Here is a 22,320-nt window from a genome sequence, read left to right on the forward strand (position 1 = left end):
GGACGGCGGTCAGTGGGCGACGCCGGCCGCGCCGTGCTCGTCGACGAGGGCGCCGCTGGTGAAGCGGGAGAGGGTGAAGGGCGCGTTGTACGGGTGCGGTTCGCCGGTGGCGATGGTGTGCGCGTAGCACCAGCCGACGCCCGGTGTGGCCTTGAAACCGCCGGTGCCCCAGCCGCAGTTGAGGTAGAGGCCCTCGACGGGGGTCGCGCCGACGATGGGCGAGGCGTCGGGGGTGACGTCGACGATGCCGGCCCAGGTGCGCAGCATGTGGGCGCGGGCGAACACGGGGAAGAGTTCGAGGGCGGCCGCCATCTGGCGCTCCAGGATGTGGAAGGCGCCGCGCTGCCCGTAGCCGTTGTAGCTGTCGATGCCGGCGCCCATCACGAGCTCGCCCTTGTGCGCCTGGGAGACGTACACGTGCACGGCGTTGGACATCACCACGGTCGGGTGCACCGGTTCGAGGAGTTCCGAGACCAGGGCCTGCAGCGGGTGGCTCTGCAGCGGGAGGCGCAGACCGGCCATGGAGGCCAGTACGGAGGTGTGTCCCGCGGCCGCGAGCGCGACCTTTCCGGCGGCGATGTCACCGCGCGTGGTCCGTACGCCGTGGATCCGGCCGCCGCGGATGTCGAGGCCCGTGACCTCGCAGTCCTGGATCAGGTCGATGCCGTACTCGTCGGCCCGGCGGGCGAAGCCCCAGGCCACGTAGTCGTGCTTGGCGATGCCCGCGCGCGGCTGGTAGGTGGCGCCGTGCACCGGATAGCGCACGTCCTGGGAGGTGTTGACGATGGGACAGACCTTGGCGACCTCTTCCGGCTCCAGCCACTCGGCGTCGATGCCGTTGAGCTGGTTCGCGTAGACGCGGCGCTTGCTGTCGCGGACGTCCTGGAGGCTGTGCGCGAGGTTGAGCACGCCGCGCTGGCTGAAGAGGATGGGGTAGTCGAGGTCCTCTTCGAGGGTCTCCCACAGCTTCAGGGAGTGCTCGTAGATGCCGGAGCTCTCGTCCCACAGGTAGTTGGAACGGATGATCGTCGTGTTGCGGGCCATGTTGCCGCCCGCGAGCCAGCCCTTCTCCAGGACCGCGATGTTCGTGATGCCGTGGTTCTTGGCGAGGTAGTAGGCGGTGGCCAGACCGTGCCCGCCGCCGCCGACGATGACGACGTCGTAGGACGGCTTGGGGTCGGGGTTGCGCCACAGGAAGTCGGGATGGTCGGGCAGGACGTCCTCGTGCGCGTCGGGGGCGTTGTCGATCGGGCGCATTACTGACCAGCCTCCTGGGCCGCGGGCTGCGGATGAACGGGGTACAGGACTGCCTCAGAGCTAAAAGCCGACTGATATATCAATCTTCTGTTGCGCTACGCTAGGAGGGCGGAGCGAGCCGCGTCAAGGGAGGGTGTGGAGTGACTTCGACTTCTTCGACCGTCACCGGTCAGGGCCAGGGAACGCTGGCCGACCAGGCCTACCGCTCCATCTCGGAACGGCTGGTGACCCTGCGGATCCGCCCCGGCGAGCCCATCAACGACGAGCGGATCGCCGCCGAACTCGGCTTCGGGCGCACCCCGGTCCGGGAGGCGCTCAAACGCCTCGAACACGAACGCCTCATCGTCTCCTACCCCCGGCGCGGAACGTTCGCCACCGAGGTGCAGATCGCCGATCTCGGACACATCTCAGAGGTCCGCCAGCAGCTGGAGCCACTAGCGGCGGGCCTCGCGGCCCAGCGCGCCGACGAGCGCCACCGCGACGAACTGGGCCAGCTGCTCGCGCAGTTGGCCGAGACACCCGAGGACGGCGCGGACCTGATCCGGCTCGACATGACGCTGCACCGCGCCATCTACGCCGCGACCCGCAACCCCTACCTGGAAGACACGCTGGTCAGGTACGACAACCTGGCCACCCGCATCTGGTGCCTCTTCATCGACCGGCTGCCGGGTCTCGCGGGCCACGTCCACGAACACGGACCGCTGTTGCGGGCCATCATCGACCGTGACCCGGACAAGGCGGCAGCCCTGGCAGCGGGCCACGTGGAAGGGTTCGAGGCGGCGATCCGGGCGGTCATCTGAGCACGACTACGCCCTGTCGTCACCTATGCGGTGACCGGAGTGATGGTGAAGATGTTCGAGCAGACGCGGAGCGCCGCCGGGATCAGGACGGAGTGGGAGGAGCCCGGGGGGAAGACCTGTATGTAGGTGCCGGTCGGCCGGCAGGAGCCGCCGATGGGACCGTTCGTGGTGTGGATGACCGCGGTGACCGTGTGGGCCGGGCGGACCGTCACGGTGTGGATCGGCTGCGTCGTGCGTGTCGCGGGTGCACCGATCTGCTGGTGAGCGGTGTTGAGCACGCTCACGCCGGGGAAGCCGCGCAGCGTGCACGAGGTGGTGCTGGTATTGGTGAACCTGATGGGCCAGAACAGCTGCCCGGCGCCCAGGCCCTTGGCCCCCATGGACAGATAGAGGTCGCTGACGCCGCAGGCGCGCGTGCTGCTCACGGTCTGCGCCTGCGGGGCCCCGGTGGCGACCCCGGCGCCGGCGCCACTCGCGGCGAGGGCCAGAGCGACCCCGACGGTCGCGAGCTTGCCGCGTCGGGAGAGTTCGGAAGGGAGGAACATGGCCACACCCCCGTTGCCTGATTCCGGCATTTCGTCGGCTACTTGTAAAGACTAGTCGGGGGCCCGGATGGTTGCAGTCGGGGCGCCCGGGCGTCCGGCCGCCTCGCCGTCGCCCTCGCCTGCACCCACTTCGCGCACTGACGGGGACCGGTCGGCGCCTACAGGTGAGGCGGGACGACGGCGTCGATCAGGTGCGGGCCGGGTTCCGCGAGGGCGCGGCGGAACTGCTCGGCGAGTTCCTCGCAGGTGGTCGCCCGTGACGAGGGGACACCCATGCCTTCCGCGATCCTGGCGAAGTCCAGGCCGGGGGAGGAGAGATCGAGGAGCGTCTTCGCCGCGGGCCCCGAGAGGTCGGCGCCGACCCGCAGCATCTCGACGCGCAGTACGGCGTAGGCGCTGTTGTTGAGGATGACGGTGGTGACGTCGAGATTCTCGCGGGCCTGGGTCCACAGGGCCGAGATCGTGTACATCGCGCTGCCGTCGGCCTCCAGGTTCACCACCGGCCGGTCGGGCGCCGCGATCGCGGCCCCGGTGGCGACCGGGATGCCCTGGCCGATCGCGCCTCCGGTGAGGGTCAGTACGTCGTGCCGGGGCGCACCGGCCGTGGCCGCGGGCAGGGCCACGCCTGACGTGTTCGCCTCGTCGGAGACGATCGCGCCGTCGGGCAGCAGGGCGCCGATGACCTCGGCCCAGTTGTTCGCGGTGAGAGGGCCGCTCGGCAGCACGGGGCGGGACGGCTCGGCGAGCGTCGGGAGGGTGTCAGGCGCCACCTCCTCGGCCAGCGCCTCCAGTGCGGCGACCACGTCCTGCGACGGGTCGGCCAGGGTGTGCATCTGGGCGCCGTCCGGCACCAGGTCGCTCGGCTTTCCGGGGTAGGCGAAGAACGAGACGGGGGAGCGGGTGCCGGCCACGATCAGGTGCTTGACGCCGTCGAGTTGTTGGGCGGCCTGCTCGGCGAGGTAGCGCAGACGGTCGAGGGCGGGCAGGCCCGCGCCGCGCTCGAGGCGGGCGGGAAAGGTCTCGACGAGCGCCCGCGCACCGGTGGCGTTCGCGATCCGGCTGGCCGCCAGGAGCCCTGGCTCACGGCAGGCCTGACCGCCGATCAGCAGCGCGACGGGCTCGCCGCCGCGCAGGACGTCGGCGACGGACGCCACCGCCTGCGGGTCGGGCGCCGCGGGAGTGCGCGGGGGCAGCGGTTCGGCGACCTGGCCGCCCTCGTCCCAGGATGCGTCGGCGGCCAGGATCAGCGTCGCGACCTGCCCCGGCGGGTCCATGGACGCGGCCACCGCGGCGGCGGCGACGGAACCGACGTCGGCGACCTGGTCGCCGCGCCGCACCCAGCCGCTCACCGAACCGGCCACCGCGTCGATGTCGGACTCCAGCGGAGCGTCGTACTTCTTGTGGTGGGTGGCGTGGTCGCCCACGACGTTCACGACGGGGGTGTGGGCGCGGCGCGCGTTGTGGAGATTGGCCAGCCCGTTGCCGAGGCCGGGGCCCAGATGCAGCAGGGTCGCGGCCGGCTTCCCGGCGATGCGCGCGTAACCGTCGGCGGCTCCGGTGACCGCACCCTCGAACAGGCCGAGCACGCCCCGCATTTCGGGGACGGAGTCGAGCGCGGCGACGAAATGCATCTCCGACGTGCCGGGATTGGCGAAGCACACGTCGACGCCGCTGCGGACGAGAGTACGGATCAGCGACTGCGCGCCGTTCATGGGCTGCCTCTCTGTCGTGCTGCCTGCCAGGCGGACCGACTGGCCGACTGCCTGGGCGGACCGACTGGCCGCCTGCTGGATACTAAGCGGTCGGTAAATGGGGTGTCGAGGGTCCGTCGAGCGCCCGTCCGACGCCCCGGCTCACCCGTACGGGCCGCCCTCGCGTGCGCACCGACGCCGCGCCGCCGATCGTCGAAGCATCACGATCGGCGCGGTGCGGGGGGACGGTGTGGCAGAGCCAGGGACGCTCATCCTCATCATGGCGGCGGCCGTCGTGGCGCCTCTGCTGGCCCACGGCCTCGGCCGCCGGGTACGGGTGCCGCTGGTCATCTTCGAGATCGTGCTCGGCATTCTCATCGGCCCCGACGTGCTTGGCCTGGCACATCCGGGCCAGGTGATCGACGTCCTGTCGGACCTGGGCCTGTGCATGCTCATCTTCCTCGCCGGCTACGAGATCCAGTTCGCCGCCATCCGCGGTGACACGCTGCGCCGCTCCTGCTGGTCCTGGGTGGTCACCCTGCTGCTGGGCCTCGGCGTGGCGCTCGCCATGACCGGACTGGACTTCTCCCGCAGCGTCATCATCGGCACGGCGCTGACGAGTACGGCGGTGGGCGCGGTGCTGCCGATCCTGCGGGACAACGGCGACCTGCAAGGGCGGTTCGGCACCGTGACGATGGCGTTCGGAGCGCTCGGCGAATTCGGGCCCATCATCGCCATGTCGGTACTGCTCAGCGGCCGCGCCCCCGGTACGGCCACGGTCATTCTCGTGGCCTTCGCCGCGATCACGGCGGCCGCCCTGTACTGGGCCCTGCGCCCACGCCCCGCCTGGTTCAGCCAGGTCATCCGCACCACCCTGCACACAAGCGGACAGTTCGCCGTGCGGTTCGTCATGCTGCTGCTGGTGTCGATGCTCGCGCTGTCGCAGGCGTTCGGCCTCGATGTGCTCCTCGGTGCCTTCGCCGCCGGACTGCTCACCCGGCTCGTCCTGCACGGCGCGGTCCCGGAGAGCAGCGAAGAGGTGCTGGCCAAGGTGGAGGCGATGGGCTTCGGCTTCCTCGTTCCGCTCTTCTACATCGTCACCGGCATCGAGTTCGACCTCGCCTCGCTCCTCGACGGCGGCCGCTACCTGCTGCTGCTCCCCGTGTTCCTCCTCCTCTTCCTCGTCGTACGGGGACTGCCGGCGTACGTACTCGCTCCGCGCGACCTCACGCCCCTCAGCCGCAGGGCGCTGTCCCTCTACACGTCGACCTGCCTGCCACTGGTCGTCGCCATCACGACGATCGGGCTCGACGACGGCGTCCTGGGCAAGGGCGAGGCAGCCGCCCTGGTCGGCGCCGCGATGATCTCCGTCCTCGTCTTCCCCCTCCTGGGCATGGGGGTACGCGCCCGGGAGCAGAAGAAGCAGCCTCAGCTCACGGGTGCGTCGGAGGCGGAGTCGTGGTGACCGCCGGCCGTTGAGTCCGAGGACAACAACCCCACCGTACGGGAACATGTGAACAGGTCTTCAAGTGTCATCAGTAGGATAGGAGCCATGGGCCACGGAGTCGATGACAAGAACGCCGCCACCACCCGCGAACGCCTGGACGCCGTGGGGAGCGCGGACGTCGCCGCCACCCTCCAGGCCCTCGCCACACCCTCGCGGCTGTACATCCTGGCCCGGCTCCAGGAAGGGCCGTGCGCCGTCGGCGACCTGGCCGAGGCCGTCGGCATGGAAGCCTCCGCCTGCTCCCACCAGCTACGCCTGCTGCGCAACCTGGGCCTGGTCGCCGGTGAACGCCGCGGCCGTTCGATCGTCTACGCCCTGTACGACCACCATGTCGCCGAACTCCTCGACCAGGCCCTGTTCCACGTCGAACACCTCCGCCTCGGCCTGCCCGACGCCCCCGATTCCGTGGCGGAAGCGACGCACGCGATGTGACCCGGCGTCAGTCGGCGATGTGCAGGAGCAGCTTGCCCGTTGAGGAGCGTCCGCCCATCAACTCGTGCGCTGCGGACGCCTCGGACAGCTCGAACTCGGCGGTGACCGGCACGGTGACGGTGCCGTCGACGACGGTGCGGAAGGCGCGTTCCGTGAGGGCGCGCAGTGCGTCGGGAGCCGACTGGGCGAGGGCGAGGATGGAGAAGCCCGCGACGGTGACGCCCCGTTCGGCGAGGTCGGACTGGCCGACCTGCCACGGCTCCGCCCCGCTCGCGTTGCCGTAGGACACCAGGCGCCCGAAGACGGCCAGGGAGCCGAGGCCGCGGCGGAGGGTGTCGCCGCCCACCGGGTCCAGGATCAGGTCGACGCCCCGTCCGCCGGTGACGCGGAGGATGTCGTCGGTGAACGTGTCGGCCGTGAACACCTCGTCGTAGCCGTACCTGCGGGCGTAGTCGGCCTTCGCGGCGGAGGAGCTGACGCCGTACACCGCGCCGGCGCCCGCCGCCCTGGCCAGTTGCCCGGCCACCGTGCCGACGCCTCCCGCGGCGCCGTGCACCAGCACGCTCTCACCCTTGCGCAGCCGGCCCACGTCGTGAATCAGGGCGTACGCGGTGGGCACCACCGTCGGGAGCGCTGCCGCCGTCCGCAGGTCGAGCCCCTCGGGCAACGGGAAAACGGTGGCGGCGGAGGCGATGACGACCTCCGCGTAGGCGCCACTGTCGACCAGCGCGACGACTTCCTGTCCCGGGGCCAGCCCCTCGACGCCCGAGCCGAGGGCCCGGATCCGGCCGGATACCTCCAGGCCCGGGACGAACGGCAGCGAGGGCACCCGGTACCCCGCGGCGCGTGCCTTGAGATCCGCGAAGTTCACCCCCGCGTAGGCCACGTCGATGGTCACCTGGCCCGGCCCGGGACCGGGCGTTGCGGTCTCGACCACCTTCAGCACCTCGGGGGTGCCGTACTCCTGGAACTCGACTGCACGCATCGGCGTCACGCACCCTTAGGTCGGGAAGTGTTCAACGGAAAGCGAACACCCAAACTGTATGATGAGCATCGAACACTCGGCAAGTGGTTCCGGAGGAGAGCGACATGACAGATCAGGTGGGGGGCGCCGGTCATCGCGCCGCGCCGGTACACACCGATCCCGACAAGGTCCCGCTCCTGACGGCACTGTCCGCGCTGGCCGACCCCGTGCGCATCCAGCTCGTCCGCGAGCTGGCGGGCTCCGACGACTGGACGCGCAGCTGCGGCAGTTTCGACGTCCCCGTCGGCAAGGCGGCCCTCAGTCACCACTTCACGGTCCTGCGCGCGGCGGGCCTGGTCGAACAGCGCGACCAGGGCGCCAAGCGGGTCAACCGGCTGCGCCGCGAGGAATTCGAAGCCCGCTTTCCCGGGCTGCTCGACCTGCTTCTGCGAACCGACGACGTGGGCTGACGGCGTGGACCGACGGTGCGGACCGGCGGCGTGTACTGACGGCGTGGACTGAGCGGACGGTGCCGGGCGCGCGCCGACGCGCCGTGCGTGGGCGGGGAATTCGGTCGCGTCCGGTCGGCGCAGCCCGTTAACTATCGCCTGAGCATGGCGAGTTACGAGACGCGACCCCGGGGGAGCCAGGCATGGACGCGAACGCCATGAGCGCACGGACCGACCGTTTGGGCCTGCTGCTCGACCAGTTCGACCATGCCCGGGAGATGGCCCAGGTACGGCTTGACGGCCTCGGCGACGAGGAGTTCCTGTGGGAGCCGGTGCCTGACTGCTGGTCACTGCGGCGCCGGGGAGAGGCGACGACGCCCAGGGCGTTCGGGCCGGGGGAGTGGGTCCTCGACCAGGGCGCCCCGGACATCCCCGCGAGCGAGTACGCCGAGGTCGCCCGGCAGGCCGCCGGCGGCATGACCGTGGCCAAGATCGCCGACGACTGGAGCGTGAGCGTCGAGCGGGTCGAGCAGGTCCTCGCGCACACCGGGCGGCCGGAGCCGGACAAGGTGCCGGTGACGACCATCGCGTGGCGCCTCGCACACCTCCACTTCCACTTCGCCGGCGGCTGGGAGTGGACCTTCGGCGAACGGCGGCGGGAGCCCAGGCTGTTGGTCGACTTCACCCCCTCCGCCGCCTTGGCGCTCGACCGGTTCTGGCGGCTCATCGACCGCTGGCGCGACAGCGTCGGCGCCGTCACCGACGAGCAGCTCGACACCGTGGGCTTCTCGCAGTACCCGTACGGCTCCGACCCCGACAACCCCTTCATCGCCGTACTGGCGGGGGCCAACCTCGAGTTCATCCACCACATGGCCGAGATCGCGCTGCTCCGCGACCTGTGGCGAGCTTCGAACAACACCACACAGCACACCCGTTGAGTGTTTGTTCGCGCGCGGATATGTTCACTGAGGATCCGTCAGTTCTGTGCTCTCCCGTGTTCTTCTGTGTTCATGTGAAGGAGTGGGTGTGTCTCGTTTTTGGGGTAGGTGTGCGTTGATGGTGGCGGCTGCGCTGACGGCTGTCGGAACAGCCCCGGTGGTCTCGGCCTCGGCGGTCCCGGCCTCGAACCGCGGTCAGGACGTCACGGTGGTGACGTTCAACATCCATCACGGAGCGGACCCGGACGAGGCCCTCGACCTGGAGAAGGTCGCCGGCGTGGTGCGGGGCTCGGGCGCCGACATCGTCGGCCTGCAGGAGGTGGACCGGCACTGGTCCTCGCGCAGCGACTTCATTGATCAGGCGCAGTGGCTCGCCGACCGCCTGGACCTGCACGTCGCCTACGGCGCGAACCTGGACCTGGACCCGGCGCAGCCGGGTGACCCGCGCCGCCAGTACGGCACGGCGGTCCTCTCGCGCCACCCGATCGTGGACGCGCACAACACGCTCCTGCCACGGTCGGAGGCAGGCGAGCAGCGGGGCCTGCTGGAGGCGGACGTCCTCGTGCGCGGCAAGAAGATGCGCTTCCTGAACACGCACCTGGAGCACACCTCGCAGGCGGAGCGCCTGTCGCAGGTCAAGGCGATCAACGACATCGTGGACGACTCGCGACTGCCCACCGTCCTGGTGGGTGACCTCAACGCCACGCCGGACACCGAGGAAGTCGGCGTGCTGACCGAGCAGTTGGCCGACACCTGGCCGCTGGCAGGGCAGGGCGACGGGTTCACATACAGCGCGGAGAGCCCGTACGAGCGCATCGACTACGTGCTCACCTCGCCGGGCATCAAGGCCCGGCAGGCGCAGGTCCTGAGTACGAACGCCTCCGACCATCGGCCGGTCCGCGTCGAACTCAGTCTGCCGTGACGCACTACGCTGGACCCATGTGACGCACGTCACAAGCAGTCGTGTCACAACTCGTCGAGCCGGACCGTCAATGGTGTGTAACCGCAAGTCGACGGCATGGGAGCGCATCATGGAAGCACGCCTCAACCCCTTCACCAACCCGGTCCTGGGCAAGGTCTTCAAGCACATCATCGCCGCGGGCAAGGTGCTTGAGGACTCGACCCTGCCGGCCTCGACGCAGGAGCTGGTGAAGCTCCGGGCCAGCCAGATCAACGGCTGTGGCTTCTGCACCGACATGCACTTCAAGGACGCCGTGCACGCCGGAGAGTCCGCGGAGCGCCTCAACCTGGTCGCGGCCTGGCGCGAGGCCACCGTGTTCACCGAGGCCGAGCGTGCCGCGCTGGAGCTGACCGAGCAGGCCACGCGCATCGCCGACGCGGCCGGCGGCGTCCCGGACGAGGTGTGGGAGAACGCCGCCAAGCACTATGACGAGGACCAGCTCGGAGCTCTGGTGGGCGTCATCACCGTCATCAACGCCTTCAATCGCGGGAACGTCATGCTGCAGATGCCCGCGGGCGACTACCAGCCCGGCCAGTTCGGGTGACCGCAGGCGCAGCCTGAAGTGAGCGGTTCCGCCCCGGTGTTGTGGCTGTCGCGTGCATCGCGCGCAGGTCACGGCGCCGGGGCCGCCTTCTGTGGTGGGGCTGCCCGCCACCTGCGCGATATTTCTCGTAACACTCGTTGCGTGAAAAATTGGGGCTCGGTACGATGTCCGCCCCAGGGAGTCGGCCGGTGTCCGGAGGTGCAGGGTGACGGTGATACGGGCCGCCAGGTACGCGGAAGAGGAATACGGCGGGGTCGTCGTGCTCGTCGGGGCCCAGCGGGGTGCCTACCCGTTCGGGAACTCGCTGCTCGTGCGCGGCGCTGACGCCACGCTGGTCGTCGATCCGTCGTTGTCGCTGGTCGAAGAGGCGCCGCACGCGGACGTCGTCCTGGTGAGCCATGCGCACGAGGACCATGTCGCGGGCCTGGGGAGCTACGACGTTCCGGTCCACATCCACGAAGAGGACGTCGCCGGACTGCGGTCGCGCGAGGCCATGGTCGCCGGGATCGGTCTCCCGCCCGAGGCCGTCGGCGAGGCCGACCGGACGTTCAGGGACAAGTTCCATGTGCGCGACCGCCCGGACGCGACGGGCTTCACCGACGGTGCCGTGTTCGACCTCGGTGGGCGCACCGTCACCGTGGTCCACCTGCCCGGTCACACCGCGGGCCACTGCGGGTTCCTGATCGAGCCGGACGGTTTCCTGTTCGTGGCGGACATCGATCTGACGTCGTTCGGCCCCTACTACGGCGATCTGGGCAGCAGCCTCGGGGACTTCGAGGCGTCCATGCGCCGCTGCCGTGAGATCGACGCCCGCTGGTACGGCACGTCCCACCAGAAGGGTGTGATCGAGGGGGCCACGGAGTTCCGCAAACGGCTCGACGACTACGCGGGTGTGGTCGAGCGGCGGGACGCGGTGCTCCTCTCCCTCCTCGCCGAACCGCGGACCGTCGCGGAGATCGTCGAGCACCGGCTGGTCTACCGGCCGCACATCGAAGGCGCACATGTGGGTCCCGTCGAGCGGAGGACGGCGCGGCAACACCTGGACCGCTTGCTGGTGTCGGGGTCCGTCGCGGACGTCGGCGACGGCCGGTACCGCGCGACGTAGCGCCGAAGGGGTGGTCGACCCGTCGCCGGACCGGTCAGGTTGCGCGGCGGGTGGTGGGCGCCGGGGTGATCAGGGTGATGGCGGCGTCGAGGAGCGCCTTCACCCGCGCCGGTGTGAACCGCTCCGGTTCGAAGGGGAACATCATCATCCAGCCGTCGCCCATGGCGCTGAGCTGGTCGGCCAGCAGGTCGGCGGGGATGTCGGCGCGGACGGTGCCCTGCTCCTGGCCCCTCGCCAGGATCGAGGTGTACACCTCGCGGAAGCGCGCGTACCGGCGCTCGATGAGGGCGGCGAAACCCGGCTCGTACCGTGCGTGGGCGAACAGTTGGGACATCACGGGCCAGAACTCCGGATCACCCGTCGTCAGCTCCAGCCACCGCTCGAAGAGCTTCTTGACGCCGGGCTCGGCCCGGGCGGCCTCCAGCATCGCGTCGTAGCGGTCGAACCGGCTCTCGGCCAACGCGGCGACGAGGTCCTCCTTGTTGGCGAAGTAGTACGTCACCGCCCCCGTCGTGCACCCCGCTTGCTGGGCCACCTTGCGCAGTGATGCGTTGGCGTAACCGTCTCGTGCGATCACGGTCGTCGCCGCCTTGAGCAGCTCGGCCCGCTTGGCGGCGTGGTCGCCTGTCGGGCGGCCACGCCGCACGGTGGACTCGCCGTTGACATCGCCGTGCACGCGGGGGGCTGGGCTCTTGGGCATCCTCCGATCCTTGCACAGTCGTTCCGCGGGGATCCGATGCCGGAGGACGGCTCCGCAAGCGCCTGGGATAACGTCCCTGGTGCTCCGGGTGGTCCGGACATCCGAGTACTCCGGTCAATTCCGGGAGGTACTCCGGACGAGCGAGAGGGCTTTTGTGCAGTTTCGGGTGCGTGGGTGGAGCGGCCGCAACGTGATCACCCTGGTGTTCATCGGGTTCGGGGTGCTGTTCCTGGCCATCGGGCTGACCTTTACGTGGGTGACGGCCTCGTTCGTCGCCGACGCGAAGCGCGCCCGGGGGATGGTCGTGGAGCTGGACTGGCGTACCGACCACAGCAGCAGCTCGTACCGCAAGCACCAGAACGACGACAAGCCCATGGCCTACCCGGTCGTCACGTTCACCCCGGCAGGCGGTCCGGAGCGGACGTTCCGCAGCACCTCGGGTTCCAACCCGCCTTCGTACGACAGGGGCGAGTGGGTCGAGGTGCTGTACCGCGCCGACTCCCCGCAGGACGCGAAGATCGACGGGTTCGCCTCGCTGTGGCTCGGTCCGGTGATCTTCAGCGCGTTCGGGCTGGTGTTCTCGGGGATCGGGACCGGTCTCGCGATGTCGATGCGGAGGCGGTAGTCGGACGGTGCGCCGCCGACGGCATGGACCGTGGTGGACGCCCTCGCGGGTTCCGGCCGCGTGTCGTCCCGGACCGGGGAGCGTGTCGAGGCCGCCGCGACGGCGCACGGCTACGTGTCCAACCGCGTGGCCAAGAACCTGCGGCAACGGTCGACCGGCGCGCTCGGCCTGCACATCCCGCCGGTGTTCCGGGCCGCCACCTTCTACCTGGAGTTCGCGTTCGGGGGCGCCGAGCGGGCCTCCGCCGACGGCTACGACCTGACGCTCTTCGCCCAACAGGGCGCTTGTGAGGGCGGGTTCATGGTCGACGGCGCCGTCGACGTCGACCCGCTGCCCGAGCTGCCCGACCCGGCCATCACGTGCGTGCGCCTGGGGGCACGGCAGTTCGCGGACGAGGCCTTCGGGCTGCTGGTCGACATCCTCGCGGGCACGGCGGAACGCGATGCGCACCGTACGCATCAGGCGGTGCTGGTGACGGACGAGCTCGGCTGACGTCGCCGGTTCCGCTGCCGTCCGGATGCGTGCCGACCCGGTGGTGCATCGCTCCCGCCGCTCGCCGACGTAGGGTCGAAGTGTGGACAACCGACAACCGTGAAACGGAGCGATCATGAGCCGGATCCTGGTGACCGGGTCCGCGGACGGCCTGGGACGTGCCGCAGCGGACGCGCTGCTGTCCGCCGGACATGACGTCGTGGTACACGCCCGGAACGAGGAGCGCGCGGCGGGACTTGCCGCGCTCGTCGACCGCGGGGCGGGCCTCGTCGTGGGCGACTTCACGGAACGTGACGCGGTGCGGCGCGTCGCCGCCGAGCTGAACGACGCGAAGCCGCTCGACGCGGTGATCCACAACGCCGGCGTGTGGAGCGGGCGGGCGGTCATGCCGGTCAATATCATCGCGCCGTACCTGCTCACGGCGCTGCTGCGCGGCCCGCGCCGGCTGGTGTATCTGAGCAGCGGCTCGCACTTCGACGGGCGTGCCTCGCTCGCCGGGGTCGACTGGCGAGGGGCGAGCGCAGGCTCGTACTCCGACAGCAAGCTGTTCGTCACGACGCTCGCGGCCGCGGTGGCGCGCCTGCGCCCCGCGGTGCCGAGCAACGCCGTGGATCCGGGCTGGGTTCCGACCAGGATGGGTGGCCCGAGCGCACCGGACGACCTGGAGCTCGGCCACCGGACGCAGGAGTGGCTGGCGTCCAGTGACGACCCGCGGGCCCTCACCACCGGTGGGTACTGGTACCACGGTGAGCGCCAGCAGCCGCACCAGGCGGTTCACGACGAGGCGTTCCAGGACCGGCTCATGAGGGCGCTGGCCGAGGAGACGGGCACCGCGCTCGACTGAACGCGGCCTCGTATCCCGGTCGTATCTCCCCGGAGCCGGAGCCGGAGCCGGAGCCGGTCGGCTGTTTCAGGCCTTCTTGACCACGCTGGACTTGAGCTGCATGGCGCCGAAGCCGTCCACCTTGCAGTCGATGTCATGGCCGTCGACGCCGTCCTCGATGAGGCGGATGTTGCGGACCTTCGTGCCGGCCTTGATGCCGGAGGGGCTGCCCTTGACCTTGAGGGTCTTGACTACGGTGACGGTGTCCCCGTCGGCGAGCACATTGCCCACCGAGTCCTTGATGACCCGCTCCGCGTGGGCGCCGTCGGACGCGTCACCGGACGCGAGGGACCACTCGTGCCCGCACTCGGGGCAGACCAGCAGCGCGCCCATCTCGTAGGTGTAGGCGCTCGAACACTGGGGGCAAGGGGGAAGCGATTCAGTCACCGGGACAGTGTAGGTAACGACTAGCTGAATTGCGAAATTATGCAATTCGTTAGATGGTGTGCGGGTCGTGTCCGTGACTGTCGAAGGCCGGGAGAGGTCGCGTGTCGGTTCCGCTGTATCAGGCCAAGGCCGAGTTCTTCCGGATGCTCGGACATCCCGTGCGGATACGCGTACTTGAGCTGCTGCAGGAGGGCCCGACCCCGGTACGGGACCTGCTGGCCGCGATCGAGGTCGAGCCCGCCGCGCTGTCGCAGCAGCTCGCGGTGCTGCGCCGCTCCGGCATCGTCAGCTCCCGGCGTGAGGGCTCGACCGTGGTGTACGCGCTGGCCGGCGGCGACGTCGCCGACCTCATGAGGGCGGCCCGGCGGATCCTCACACAGATGCTCACGGGCCAGAACGAGCTCCTGTCGGAACTGCGCGAGTCCGAGGAGCAGGGATCCGGGATGGAGGGGTCCGAGGCCCAGGGGTCAGAGCTGCGCGAGTCCGAGGTCGCGGCCCGATGAGTACGCGTTCCAGGGGCCGGTCCGAGGCAGGCCGGTCCACGCCAGGCCGGTCCACGCCAGGCCGGGCCATGACGGGCCGAGCCTTGATGGGCCGAGCCCTGACAGGCCGGTTGGCCTCGCTTCTGCCCACACGTGCCGATCTCGCCGACGTGCGCCGTGATCCGCGCCGCGACCTGCTCGCCGGACTGACGGTCGCCGTCGTCGCGCTGCCCCTCGCGCTCGGTTTCGGTGTCTCCTCCGGTCTGGGCGCGGCGGCCGGGCTGGCGACCGCGGTGGTGGCGGGTGCCCTCGCCGCCGTGTTCGGCGGATCGAACCTGCAGGTGTCCGGGCCGACCGGCGCGATGACCGTGGTGCTCGTGCCGATCACCGCGAAGTACGGTCCCGGGGGCGTGCTGACCGTCGGTCTCGTCGCCGGACTCATGCTGGTCGCGCTCGCGGTGGCGCGAGCGGGCCGGTACATGCAGTTCGTGCCCGCCCCTGTGGTCGAGGGGTTCACCCTGGGCATCGCGGGCGTCATCGGACTCCAGCAGGTGCCGAACGCCCTCGGCGTGGCCAAGCCCGACGGCGAGCAGGTCCTCGCGGTCACCTGGCGGGCCGTCGAGGAGTTCACGAAGTCGCCGAACTGGACCGCCCTCGGCCTTGCCGGCGGAGTGGCCCTCCTGATGCTGGCCGGGGCGCGCCGGTGGCCGCGGATCCCGTTCTCCCTCGTCGCCGTGATCGCCGCGACGCTCGTCGCCCAGATCTTCCACCTGGACGCCGCACCGCCCATCGGAGATCTGCCGGCCGGCCTGCCCGTGCCGTCGTTCGGCTTCCTCGACCTCGGAGCGCTCGGCACCCTGCTTCCGTCGGCGGTCGCGGTGGCCGCGCTCGCCGCCCTGGAGTCGCTGCTGTCCGCGTCGGTCGCCGACGGAATGACGACAGGTCAGAAACACGATCCGGACCGGGAGTTGTTCGGTCAGGGCCTGTCGAACATCGCCGCCCCGCTCTTCGGCGGCGTCCCCGCGACGGGCGCGATCGCCCGCACCGCGGTCAATGTGCGCACGGGCGCACGCTCGCGGCTCGCCGCGCTCACCCACGCCGCCGTGCTCGCCGTGATCGTGTTCGCCGCCGCTCCGCTCGTCTCGAAGATCCCCCTCGCGGCGCTCGCGGGTGTCCTGCTGGCCACCGCGATCCGCATGGTCGAGGTCGGCTCCCTGCGCGCCATGGCCGGGGCGACTCGCTCCGACGCCCTCATCCTCGTCCTGACCGCCGCCGCCACCCTCGCCCTCGACCTGGTCCACGCCGTGATCATCGGCCTGGTCGTGGCCGGGGCGCTCGCGCTGCGCGCGGTCGCCAGTCAGGCCCGCATGGATCAGATGCCGCTCGACCGGGACGGTGACGCGGACGAGGAACACGCCCTGCTGGCCGAGCACATCGTGGTCTACCGCATCGACGGGCCGCTCTTCTTCGCCGCCGCGCACCGCTCGCTCGTGGAACTCGGCGAGGTCTCCGACGTCCGCGTGGTCATCCTGCGCATGTCCCGCGTGACGACCATGGACGCCACCGGCGCCCTGGCCCTCAAGGGCGTCGTCGAGAAGCTGAAGCGGCGCGGTATCACCGTCATGACCTCCGGGGTACGCCCAGGACAACGCCAAGTCCTGGAATCCGTAGGGGCGTTGGAACTGCTACGGCTCGACGGGCGCGAGTACGCCACCGCGCCCGAGGCCCTTCAGGGCGCACGCGACCACCTGCGGTGCGCCGGAATCCTGACCGCTCTTCCCGTTCAGCGGACGGCAGTTCACGGCAGCGAGGAACCAGCCCGATGAGCACCACCCTGGACAACGCGCCGCGCATGATCGAGGTCTCAGGGGCCGAAGCCCTGTGGCTCCTGGAAGGCAGCAGCCTGGGCCGCCTCGTGTACGTCCAGCGGGAGCGGGCGGTGATCCGCCCAGGCCGTCACCTCTGGGGCACCGGACGCCTGATCGTCCGCGCGCCCGCCGCGGCCGGTGCGCTTCCGGCTGCCGTGTCCTACCAGGTGGACGAGGTGGACGCCACGACCGGAGAGGGCTGGACGGTCACGGCCACCGGTCCCGTCGACGCGGTCACCGACCCCCACGAGGCCGCGCACTACCGCCGAACCCTGCCCGGCTGGGCCTACGGACCACACGACACCGTGCTGCGGCTGCGCCCCCAGACGGTCAGCGGATTCCGCCTGACCACCGCCAAGGAGAGCCGATGAGTGCCGCGACCGAGGAGCTGCCGCTGCGGCACGCGCTCACCGTGCCGGCCGTGGGCGCGGCGGTGCGGATGGCGCGCGAGACCGCGGAGATGGTGTTCACCGAATGGGGCGTGAACCCGGGACACCCGACGGTGAATCCGGCGCTGCTGGTCCTCAGCGAGCTGGTCACCAACAGCGTCCGGCACGCGGCCGAGGTGTCCCCGATGGTCACGGTGATCTTCGCGGGCGGCAGGGACTGCCTGGCCTTCGGTGTCCACGACCGTCACCCCTACCGGCCGTCGTTGTCCGCGTCCTTGATCGGTCCGGACGCCGGCGGCCTGGGCACCGTCATGGAACTCACCCTGGGCCTTGGCGGTACGGCGGTCGTGCACGGCGACCCCGACGGTCAGGGCAAGAGCATCTGGATCACTCTGCCCCTTTGAACCGGGTTTCCGAGCCAGGAGCGGCACGCCTGTCAGCGCCGCGCACCGCATCGACCCTGACGAGTTCGGGATGTCCGCAGCGGGGGCAGCCGCCGTCGGGGCCCACCGCGGCCTGCAGGCACTTCAGGCGGCAGGAGGGACATGTGAGCAGCGTCCCGTCCGCGCCTCGCAGTCGTGGGATGCGCATGGAAACTCCCCCTTCTGACCTGGGTGATTGCTAATGTTAGCAATTATGAAGGTCATCAGTCCGGTCCCGGCAGGCGAAGATGGCCCCATGGCGACGATTTCTTGGCAGCGGGGACGGGCGCGGCACTCTGACGCCGGCGCGGGCAGCGGGAGGCGGAATCGATGAGTACGCCCCTGTACCAACTCAAGGCCGAGTTCTTCAAGACGCTCGGACACCCCGCCCGCATCCGGGTCCTGGAGCTGCTGAGCGAGCGCGAGCACGCGGTGGCCGAGATGCTGCCCGAGGTGGGCATCGAACCGGCACACCTCTCCCAGCAGTTGGCGGTGCTGCGCCGCGCGAACCTGGTGGTCACCCGCAAGGAAGGGTCGAACGTCTACTACTCGCTGACCAGCCCGCACATCGCGGAGCTGCTGCGGGTGGCGCGCACCATCCTGTCCGGGGTCCTCAGCAGTCAGGCCGAACTCCTCGCCGACCTGCGCCTCACGGCAGGTGAGCCGAAACCGCCGTCGTAGGCGACACCTGGAAACGTGGCCGGGTCGGTCAGGCGCCGGTGGCCCCGGCCTTGTCGGCCAGGCGGCGGTGCAGCTCCTTGATCGCGGGAACCAGCTCGTCGACCGGCCCCTCGACCCGCACGTCCGGCGCGATCTCTTGCACCGGCAGGGAGCGTACGGGGCCCTGAGGCCGTCCCCACTCGGACAGCCACTCGCCCAGCTGGGCCGACGACGCGACGTAGACGATCCGGCCCAGTCCGACCCAGGCGTGCGCGGCCGAGCACATCGGGCAGTGTTCGCCGGAGGTGTACACGGTGGCGGCGTCGCGCTCGTCGGGGGTGAGGTTCTCGGCGGCCCAGCGGGCCAGCTCGAACTCGGGGTGGCGGGTGGAGTCACCGCCCGCGACCCGGTTCCGGTCCTCCGCGCGGACCGTGCCGGCGCCGTCCACAAGCACCGACCCGAAGGGTTCGTCACCGGCCTCCAGGGCTTCCTCGGCCAGCTCCACACACCGGCGCAGATGCGCCAGTTCACGATTTTCCATCACAGCCTCACTCCACGACGCGACCGGGCAGTGCGCTGGCCATGATGACATAGGCCACCTCGGCGTGACCTGGACGAATCGCCGCCCGGCACACGTCCACGCGTGCTCCGGGCGGACCGCGCCCCGGTACCCCTCCTGTGGCATCCGTCGGCGCTTTCAGGCCGGTTCGCACAGGAGGAGGTTTTACGCCGTGCGGTTCTCCAGACGCGCGTAGAGAAGTGGCATACGGTCAACACATGGACGGGGAACAGTGGTTGGCGGCATGCCATCCGGATCCGGCGGCGGTGTACAGACAGTGGGGCGGGCCACCGCACCTGGCCCGCCTGCCCACCGGGAAGCACTTCGCGGCCCTGCGCCTGTTCCAGCCACTCGGTCTGACCGTGCTGTGGGAACTCGGCGACCAGGCCGACAAGGTGCCGGTGCTGGAGGAGCACGCCCGGCCGCGCCCGTTCTTCTACCTCCTCATGCAGCCCACCGACTCCGACTCGGACGCCTGGCCGTCGGAGCAGGACGCCACCTTCCTGGGCGCGGGTGACGAGTTCACCGCGCCCTCGCCACACGCCGACGGCATCACCGGCGTACAACAGCACTCCTTCATGTGGCGGGTGGCCCCCGACGGAAGCGGCCGCCTCGCCGACCCGGACGCCCTGCGCGCCGCGCTGCGCCTGGCCCGCGACTGCGACCGGCAGGCGGCCCGCATCCGCGCCGCCCGCTCGGTCTTCTACGGCGCCAAGCACACGAAGCACACCCGGCAGACGTAAGGCGGGGTCCGGGCGGAAGCCTCGGCGCCGGTACACGGCCGGACGTGCGCGGACTCGCCGACGAAGGGGTGACGGTCGGCGGTCCGACAGGGGTGGCCGGATATCAATGGAGGCCCCCCACCAAGGAGGTTCTCCCATGTCACCTCGGCTTCGCCCGGCCCTGGGCACGGTCGCCGGCGCCATCCTGCTGCTGTTCGGCGCCCCGGCGGCGGGTGCCGCGGCGCCGAACGATTCCGTTACCGTCGATGCGCCGAACGATTCCGTCACCGTCGATCCGGTCGGTCACCTCGCGCCGGACGGCACCGTGACGCTCTCCGGTACCTACAGCTGCACGAGCAGTTCAGGACCCGCGTTCGTCTCCTCCTCCGTCGGACAGGATCCCGCCGGGCAGAACTCCGCAGGGCAGAACTCCGCAGGGCAGAACTCCGCAGGGCAGAACTCCGCAGGGCAGAACTCCGCCGGCCAGGCCAGTGTTGTCGTGCGGCAGGGCATCGGCGGTACCCAGGCCGTGTGCGACGGCGCAGAGCACCGTTGGGAGAACACCGGCAAGGCGTCCGCCGAGGCGGTCAGGGCCGGTGCTGTCCAGGTCGAGGCCGCGGTGATGGAGCTCCGCTCCCAGGGTGGCCTGCCTCTGCCCTACATCCACGCCACGCACAGTCAGGACGTGAACTTGGTGGCGGAGGGCTGAGTTCCCGCTGCTCCCCTAGGTGTTGTGCTGCGTAGACCTGTTCACGGGCAGCCAGGCCTACGCGGCAGATCACGTGATTTCGAGGTTGGCCATCATGCCCATGTCCTCGTGTTCCGCGTTGTGGCAGTGGAACAGGTAGCGGCCGCGGTACCCGTCGAAGCGGGTGATGATCTCCGCTGATTCGCCCGGTCGCAGCGAGATCGTGTCCTTCAGTCCGGCATCGTGCGGCAACGGGGCGCGGCCGCCGCGGGACAGCACCCGGAACCCGACCAGGTGGAGATGGACCGGGTGGTGGACGTCGGCGACGAACCGCCACACCTCCACGGCACCGAGCCGGGTGCGGACGTCGGTGCGTGCGGGGTCGAACGTCCGCCCGCCGATGACCCAGCTGCGGCCGTGCTCCTTCTCCCCGGCACGGAACGCGAAGTCCCGGACCGCGGTCGCCTCGGAACGCCGCCACGTGGGCAGGTCGTCCGAGAGTCTCTTGGGGATGTGGCTCTCGTCCCGGGCGCGGCGCGCTATGCGGAAGGCCATGACCTCACGGGTACGGCCGGTGCCGAGCCGGTTGATCAGACGCACGCGGCTGCCGGTCGGGAGTCCCGCGAAGTCGATGACGACGTCGTAGCGTTCGGCCGGTGCGACCGGCAGGGTGGTGTGGGTGACGGGGGCGGCCAGCAGCCCCTGGTCGGCGCCGACCTGCACCAGATCCAGACGGCGCCCGTCGTCGGTGACCGCCTGGAACTCGTAGTGGCGGGCGTTGGACGCGTTGAGCAGCCGCAGCCGGTAGCGGACGGCGTCGACTTCGTGGATCGGCCACGGTGCGCCGTTGACCAGCACCACGTCGCCGAGCACCCCGGCGGCGTAGGGCCCCTTGACTCCGGGCCGGTCGCGCAGCGAGGGGTCGAGGGAGGGGTAGGTCAGGGAGCCGTCGGCGGCGAACGCCCGGTCGGCGATCATCAGCGGGAGTTCGCGTTCCCCGCGGGGCAGGCCGAGGGCGTCCTCGGTGTCGTCGCGGACGATGTGCAGCCCGGCCAGGCCGCGCCAGACCGCCGGGGCGGTGAAGTCCATACGGTGGTCGTGGTACCAGAGCATGGTGGCCCGCTGGTCGAGCGGGAAGGTGTAGTCGCGGGTGCCCCGGCTGGTGACCGCGCGCGGGTCGGCCATGGAGTGCGCCCCGGCGTGCTGGTGTTGTTGGCTATGGCTATGGCTATGGCTCTGGTTCGGGGGCTGGTGGTCGTGTGCTGCGGGGGTGGGCCAGTCGTGCGGGAGGACGAGGTCGGTGGGGTAGCCGTCGGAGGCGGCGGGTGTGCGGCCGCCGTGCAGATGCACCACGGTCGGGACCGGCAGTTCGTTGCGGTGCGTCACGGTCGCCGGCCGTCCCCGACGGGAGTCGATCGTCGGGCCGGGGAAGACGCCGTTGTAGGTCCACAGCTTCGTCCGGATCCCGGGCAGGATCTCCGCGGTCGTCTCGCGCTGCGTGATCTCGTACCGGTCGGTGCCGCCGGAGGTGCTGACGGGTTTGAGTACGGGCGGGATCGGCAGCGGCACCGTGTACGGCTCGGGCAGCGGTACGGCGCTGCGCAGCTGGTTGCCGGTGCTCGCGGGGCGGTGTGCCATCGTGCTGGCGAGTGCCAGGCCGCCCGCCGTCGCCAGCCCCAGCGTGCCGCCTATCCCGAGCACGCGGCGGCGCGTCCACTCCGTGCTGCTCCAGCGGTCACGGCGGAAGGGGTGAGTGCGCTCAGACATGGGTCTCGTCCCGCCGGGACTTGCTTGCTCCCTGGGCCTGATCGGCTGTTGCGGCACGGTCCGGCAGTGGCCGTACCCAGAGCGCGGCCGACAGCACGGCCAGCGAGGCGATGATCATTACGCCGAGGGGGAGATGCACCCAGAGCAGGCCGGCCAACCCCGCCCCGTACTGCCCCGACTCGGCCACCAGGATCAGCACCGAGACCGCCGTCGGCCACCGGAGGCCCCACCGCACCCAGGCGGCGACGGCGACGGCGACCTGCAGCACACCGAGGGAGAATACGACGTCGGCGCCGCGGGCGTGCCAGTCGAGGCCGCCGATCTCCCCGGAGAGATAGACACCCGCGAAGACCGGCTGGCCGAAGGCCACGACGGTGTGCAGGGTCACCGCCGCCCGGAACAGTCGACCGACAACACCCTTGGGCGGCACGGTAGTTGATGGTCGTTCATCGATGGTGGTCACGGGTACTACAGAAATGCCTC

The 22,320-nt window shown here is 70.6% G+C and carries 27 protein-coding genes; 18 read left to right on the forward strand and 9 right to left on the reverse strand.

Annotated elements, in window-relative coordinates:
- Window positions 1-9: 9 nt before the first annotated feature.
- A complete protein-coding gene (locus tag EOT10_RS06955) occupies window positions 10-1,257 on the reverse strand; it encodes a sarcosine oxidase subunit beta family protein (RefSeq protein ID WP_127827152.1) in 1,248 nt (415 codons plus the stop codon).
- Window positions 1,258-1,397: 140 nt separating this feature from the next.
- Between EOT10_RS06955 and EOT10_RS06960 the strand changes: the two genes are divergently transcribed.
- Window positions 1,398-2,057, forward strand: a complete 660-nt coding sequence (locus EOT10_RS06960; protein ID WP_127827153.1) for a GntR family transcriptional regulator — start codon at window positions 1,398-1,400, stop codon at window positions 2,055-2,057.
- A 23-nt stretch (window positions 2,058-2,080) separates the two neighbouring features.
- Here EOT10_RS06960 and EOT10_RS06965 read toward each other — a convergent pair whose 3' ends face one another.
- Together EOT10_RS06965 and EOT10_RS06970 are read right to left on the reverse strand one after the other, a co-directional pair.
- The gene (locus EOT10_RS06965) at window positions 2,081-2,602 is read right to left on the reverse strand and encodes a DUF4232 domain-containing protein (protein WP_189491286.1); all 522 of its coding nucleotides are present in this window, start codon (window positions 2,600-2,602) and stop codon (window positions 2,081-2,083) included.
- 158 nt (window positions 2,603-2,760) lie between these two features.
- Entirely contained in the window at window positions 2,761-4,314 is a 1,554-nt protein-coding gene (locus tag EOT10_RS06970) for an acetolactate synthase large subunit (protein ID WP_127827155.1), read from the reverse strand.
- A 229-nt stretch (window positions 4,315-4,543) separates the two neighbouring features.
- Between EOT10_RS06970 and EOT10_RS06975 the strand changes: the two genes are divergently transcribed.
- Window positions 4,544-5,758, forward strand: coding sequence for a cation:proton antiporter (locus EOT10_RS06975; protein ID WP_127827156.1), 1,215 nt, complete (start codon window positions 4,544-4,546; stop codon window positions 5,756-5,758).
- Window positions 5,759-5,845: 87 nt separating this feature from the next.
- The gene (locus tag EOT10_RS06980; protein WP_127827157.1) at window positions 5,846-6,232 is read left to right on the forward strand and encodes an ArsR/SmtB family transcription factor; all 387 of its coding nucleotides are present in this window, start codon (window positions 5,846-5,848) and stop codon (window positions 6,230-6,232) included.
- A 7-nt stretch (window positions 6,233-6,239) separates the two neighbouring features.
- Here the strand turns inward: EOT10_RS06980 and EOT10_RS06985 are convergent, their stop codons facing one another.
- The gene (locus EOT10_RS06985; protein ID WP_127827158.1) at window positions 6,240-7,217 is read right to left on the reverse strand and encodes a quinone oxidoreductase family protein; all 978 of its coding nucleotides are present in this window, start codon (window positions 7,215-7,217) and stop codon (window positions 6,240-6,242) included.
- Window positions 7,218-7,321: 104 nt separating this feature from the next.
- Here EOT10_RS06985 and EOT10_RS06990 point away from each other — a divergent pair, with 104 nt between their 5' ends.
- From EOT10_RS06990 to EOT10_RS07010, 5 genes are all read left to right on the forward strand, one after another.
- Window positions 7,322-7,666, forward strand: a complete 345-nt coding sequence (locus EOT10_RS06990; protein WP_127827159.1) for an ArsR/SmtB family transcription factor — start codon at window positions 7,322-7,324, stop codon at window positions 7,664-7,666.
- 182 nt (window positions 7,667-7,848) lie between these two features.
- Window positions 7,849-8,583, forward strand: a complete 735-nt coding sequence (locus tag EOT10_RS06995) for a DinB family protein (RefSeq protein ID WP_223280846.1) — start codon at window positions 7,849-7,851, stop codon at window positions 8,581-8,583.
- A gap of 118 nt (window positions 8,584-8,701) precedes the next feature.
- The gene (locus EOT10_RS07000; protein WP_127827160.1) at window positions 8,702-9,505 is read left to right on the forward strand and encodes an endonuclease/exonuclease/phosphatase family protein; all 804 of its coding nucleotides are present in this window, start codon (window positions 8,702-8,704) and stop codon (window positions 9,503-9,505) included.
- Between the two features lie 109 nt (window positions 9,506-9,614).
- Window positions 9,615-10,088 (forward strand): carboxymuconolactone decarboxylase family protein, encoded by a 474-nt coding sequence (locus tag EOT10_RS07005; protein WP_127827161.1) that lies wholly within the window; start codon window positions 9,615-9,617, stop codon window positions 10,086-10,088.
- A 205-nt stretch (window positions 10,089-10,293) separates the two neighbouring features.
- A complete protein-coding gene (locus tag EOT10_RS07010) occupies window positions 10,294-11,193 on the forward strand; it encodes an MBL fold metallo-hydrolase (RefSeq protein ID WP_223280847.1) in 900 nt (299 codons plus the stop codon).
- A 34-nt stretch (window positions 11,194-11,227) separates the two neighbouring features.
- Here EOT10_RS07010 and EOT10_RS07015 read toward each other — a convergent pair whose 3' ends face one another.
- Window positions 11,228-11,893 carry a TetR/AcrR family transcriptional regulator gene (locus tag EOT10_RS07015; RefSeq protein WP_127827162.1) on the reverse strand — a complete coding sequence of 222 codons (666 nt, stop codon included), beginning with the start codon at window positions 11,891-11,893 and terminating at the stop codon, window positions 11,228-11,230.
- A gap of 190 nt (window positions 11,894-12,083) precedes the next feature.
- Between EOT10_RS07015 and EOT10_RS07020 the strand changes: the two genes are divergently transcribed.
- From EOT10_RS07020 to EOT10_RS07030, 3 genes are all read left to right on the forward strand, one after another.
- On the forward strand, window positions 12,084-12,518 hold the full coding sequence (locus tag EOT10_RS07020; protein ID WP_223280848.1) for a DUF3592 domain-containing protein: 435 nt from the start codon (window positions 12,084-12,086) through the stop codon (window positions 12,516-12,518).
- A 30-nt stretch (window positions 12,519-12,548) separates the two neighbouring features.
- Window positions 12,549-13,010 carry a LacI family DNA-binding transcriptional regulator gene (locus tag EOT10_RS07025; protein ID WP_127827164.1) on the forward strand — a complete coding sequence of 154 codons (462 nt, stop codon included), beginning with the start codon at window positions 12,549-12,551 and terminating at the stop codon, window positions 13,008-13,010.
- Window positions 13,011-13,125: 115 nt separating this feature from the next.
- The gene (locus EOT10_RS07030) at window positions 13,126-13,854 is read left to right on the forward strand and encodes an SDR family NAD(P)-dependent oxidoreductase (protein WP_127827165.1); all 729 of its coding nucleotides are present in this window, start codon (window positions 13,126-13,128) and stop codon (window positions 13,852-13,854) included.
- Window positions 13,855-13,920: 66 nt separating this feature from the next.
- On the opposite strand, the gene EOT10_RS07035 is transcribed toward EOT10_RS07030, so the two are convergent.
- Window positions 13,921-14,280, reverse strand: a complete 360-nt coding sequence (locus EOT10_RS07035; protein ID WP_127827166.1) for a zinc ribbon domain-containing protein YjdM — start codon at window positions 14,278-14,280, stop codon at window positions 13,921-13,923.
- 101 nt (window positions 14,281-14,381) lie between these two features.
- Between EOT10_RS07035 and EOT10_RS07040 the strand changes: the two genes are divergently transcribed.
- The 5 genes from EOT10_RS07040 to EOT10_RS07065 all read left to right on the forward strand — a co-directional run bounded on the left by EOT10_RS07040 (window position 14,382) and on the right by EOT10_RS07065 (window position 18,122).
- Window positions 14,382-14,783: an ArsR/SmtB family transcription factor gene (locus EOT10_RS07040; RefSeq protein ID WP_127827167.1), complete on the forward strand. Its 402-nt coding sequence runs from the start codon at window positions 14,382-14,384 to the stop codon at window positions 14,781-14,783.
- Window positions 14,784-14,869: 86 nt separating this feature from the next.
- Window positions 14,870-16,588 carry a SulP family inorganic anion transporter gene (locus tag EOT10_RS07045; RefSeq protein WP_127827168.1) on the forward strand — a complete coding sequence of 573 codons (1,719 nt, stop codon included), beginning with the start codon at window positions 14,870-14,872 and terminating at the stop codon, window positions 16,586-16,588.
- Window positions 16,585-17,001, forward strand: a complete 417-nt coding sequence (locus EOT10_RS07050; protein ID WP_223280849.1) for a pyridoxamine 5'-phosphate oxidase family protein — start codon at window positions 16,585-16,587, stop codon at window positions 16,999-17,001. The genes EOT10_RS07045 and EOT10_RS07050 overlap by 4 nt, the downstream gene beginning before the upstream one ends.
- Window positions 16,998-17,423, forward strand: coding sequence for an ATP-binding protein (locus EOT10_RS07055; RefSeq protein ID WP_127827169.1), 426 nt, complete (start codon window positions 16,998-17,000; stop codon window positions 17,421-17,423). The genes EOT10_RS07050 and EOT10_RS07055 overlap by 4 nt, the downstream gene beginning before the upstream one ends.
- A 348-nt stretch (window positions 17,424-17,771) precedes the next feature.
- Window positions 17,772-18,122, forward strand: coding sequence for an ArsR/SmtB family transcription factor (locus EOT10_RS07065; protein WP_127827171.1), 351 nt, complete (start codon window positions 17,772-17,774; stop codon window positions 18,120-18,122).
- Window positions 18,123-18,150: 28 nt separating this feature from the next.
- Here EOT10_RS07065 and EOT10_RS07070 read toward each other — a convergent pair whose 3' ends face one another.
- The gene (locus EOT10_RS07070; RefSeq protein WP_189491289.1) at window positions 18,151-18,642 is read right to left on the reverse strand and encodes a nucleoside deaminase; all 492 of its coding nucleotides are present in this window, start codon (window positions 18,640-18,642) and stop codon (window positions 18,151-18,153) included.
- Window positions 18,643-18,878: 236 nt separating this feature from the next.
- On the opposite strand from EOT10_RS07070, the gene EOT10_RS07075 reads away from it, so the two are divergent.
- Window positions 18,879-19,403: a hypothetical protein gene (locus EOT10_RS07075; protein WP_127827173.1), complete on the forward strand. Its 525-nt coding sequence runs from the start codon at window positions 18,879-18,881 to the stop codon at window positions 19,401-19,403.
- A 136-nt stretch (window positions 19,404-19,539) separates the two neighbouring features.
- Complete coding sequence (locus EOT10_RS07080; protein ID WP_127827174.1) at window positions 19,540-20,091, forward strand: DUF6299 family protein; 552 nt, start codon at window positions 19,540-19,542, stop codon at window positions 20,089-20,091.
- 69 nt (window positions 20,092-20,160) lie between these two features.
- Here the strand turns inward: EOT10_RS07080 and EOT10_RS07085 are convergent, their stop codons facing one another.
- Both EOT10_RS07085 and EOT10_RS07090 read right to left on the reverse strand, forming a co-directional pair.
- A complete protein-coding gene (locus EOT10_RS07085) occupies window positions 20,161-21,837 on the reverse strand; it encodes a multicopper oxidase family protein (protein WP_127827175.1) in 1,677 nt (558 codons plus the stop codon).
- A complete protein-coding gene (locus EOT10_RS07090; protein ID WP_127827176.1) occupies window positions 21,830-22,300 on the reverse strand; it encodes a hypothetical protein in 471 nt (156 codons plus the stop codon). The genes EOT10_RS07085 and EOT10_RS07090 overlap by 8 nt, the downstream gene beginning before the upstream one ends.
- Window positions 22,301-22,320 lie beyond the last annotated feature (20 nt).

It is taken from the genome of Streptomyces antnestii, assembly GCF_004005495.1.
Taxonomy (GTDB): domain Bacteria; phylum Actinomycetota; class Actinomycetes; order Streptomycetales; family Streptomycetaceae; genus Streptomyces; species Streptomyces antnestii.

Coding starts and splice junctions, on each gene's coding strand:
- EOT10_RS06955 (WP_127827152.1), bottom strand. CDS start 1,257: ATGCGCCCGATCGACAACGCCCCCGACGCGCACGAGGACGTCCTGCCC.
- EOT10_RS06965 (WP_189491286.1), bottom strand. CDS start 2,602: ATGTTCCTCCCTTCCGAACTCTCCCGACGCGGCAAGCTCGCGACCGTC.
- EOT10_RS06970 (WP_127827155.1), bottom strand. CDS start 4,314: ATGAACGGCGCGCAGTCGCTGATCCGTACTCTCGTCCGCAGCGGCGTC.
- EOT10_RS06980 (WP_127827157.1), top strand. CDS start 5,846: ATGGGCCACGGAGTCGATGACAAGAACGCCGCCACCACCCGCGAACGC.
- EOT10_RS06985 (WP_127827158.1), bottom strand. CDS start 7,217: ATGCGTGCAGTCGAGTTCCAGGAGTACGGCACCCCCGAGGTGCTGAAG.
- EOT10_RS06990 (WP_127827159.1), top strand. CDS start 7,322: ATGACAGATCAGGTGGGGGGCGCCGGTCATCGCGCCGCGCCGGTACAC.
- EOT10_RS06995 (WP_223280846.1), top strand. CDS start 7,849: ATGGACGCGAACGCCATGAGCGCACGGACCGACCGTTTGGGCCTGCTG.
- EOT10_RS07000 (WP_127827160.1), top strand. CDS start 8,702: ATGGTGGCGGCTGCGCTGACGGCTGTCGGAACAGCCCCGGTGGTCTCG.
- EOT10_RS07005 (WP_127827161.1), top strand. CDS start 9,615: ATGGAAGCACGCCTCAACCCCTTCACCAACCCGGTCCTGGGCAAGGTC.
- EOT10_RS07015 (WP_127827162.1), bottom strand. CDS start 11,893: ATGCCCAAGAGCCCAGCCCCCCGCGTGCACGGCGATGTCAACGGCGAG.
- EOT10_RS07030 (WP_127827165.1), top strand. CDS start 13,126: ATGAGCCGGATCCTGGTGACCGGGTCCGCGGACGGCCTGGGACGTGCC.
- EOT10_RS07045 (WP_127827168.1), top strand. CDS start 14,870: ATGGGCCGAGCCCTGACAGGCCGGTTGGCCTCGCTTCTGCCCACACGT.
- EOT10_RS07050 (WP_223280849.1), top strand. CDS start 16,585: ATGAGCACCACCCTGGACAACGCGCCGCGCATGATCGAGGTCTCAGGG.
- EOT10_RS07055 (WP_127827169.1), top strand. CDS start 16,998: ATGAGTGCCGCGACCGAGGAGCTGCCGCTGCGGCACGCGCTCACCGTG.
- EOT10_RS07065 (WP_127827171.1), top strand. CDS start 17,772: ATGAGTACGCCCCTGTACCAACTCAAGGCCGAGTTCTTCAAGACGCTC.
- EOT10_RS07070 (WP_189491289.1), bottom strand. CDS start 18,642: ATGGAAAATCGTGAACTGGCGCATCTGCGCCGGTGTGTGGAGCTGGCC.
- EOT10_RS07075 (WP_127827173.1), top strand. CDS start 18,879: ATGGACGGGGAACAGTGGTTGGCGGCATGCCATCCGGATCCGGCGGCG.
- EOT10_RS07080 (WP_127827174.1), top strand. CDS start 19,540: ATGTCACCTCGGCTTCGCCCGGCCCTGGGCACGGTCGCCGGCGCCATC.
- EOT10_RS07085 (WP_127827175.1), bottom strand. CDS start 21,837: ATGTCTGAGCGCACTCACCCCTTCCGCCGTGACCGCTGGAGCAGCACG.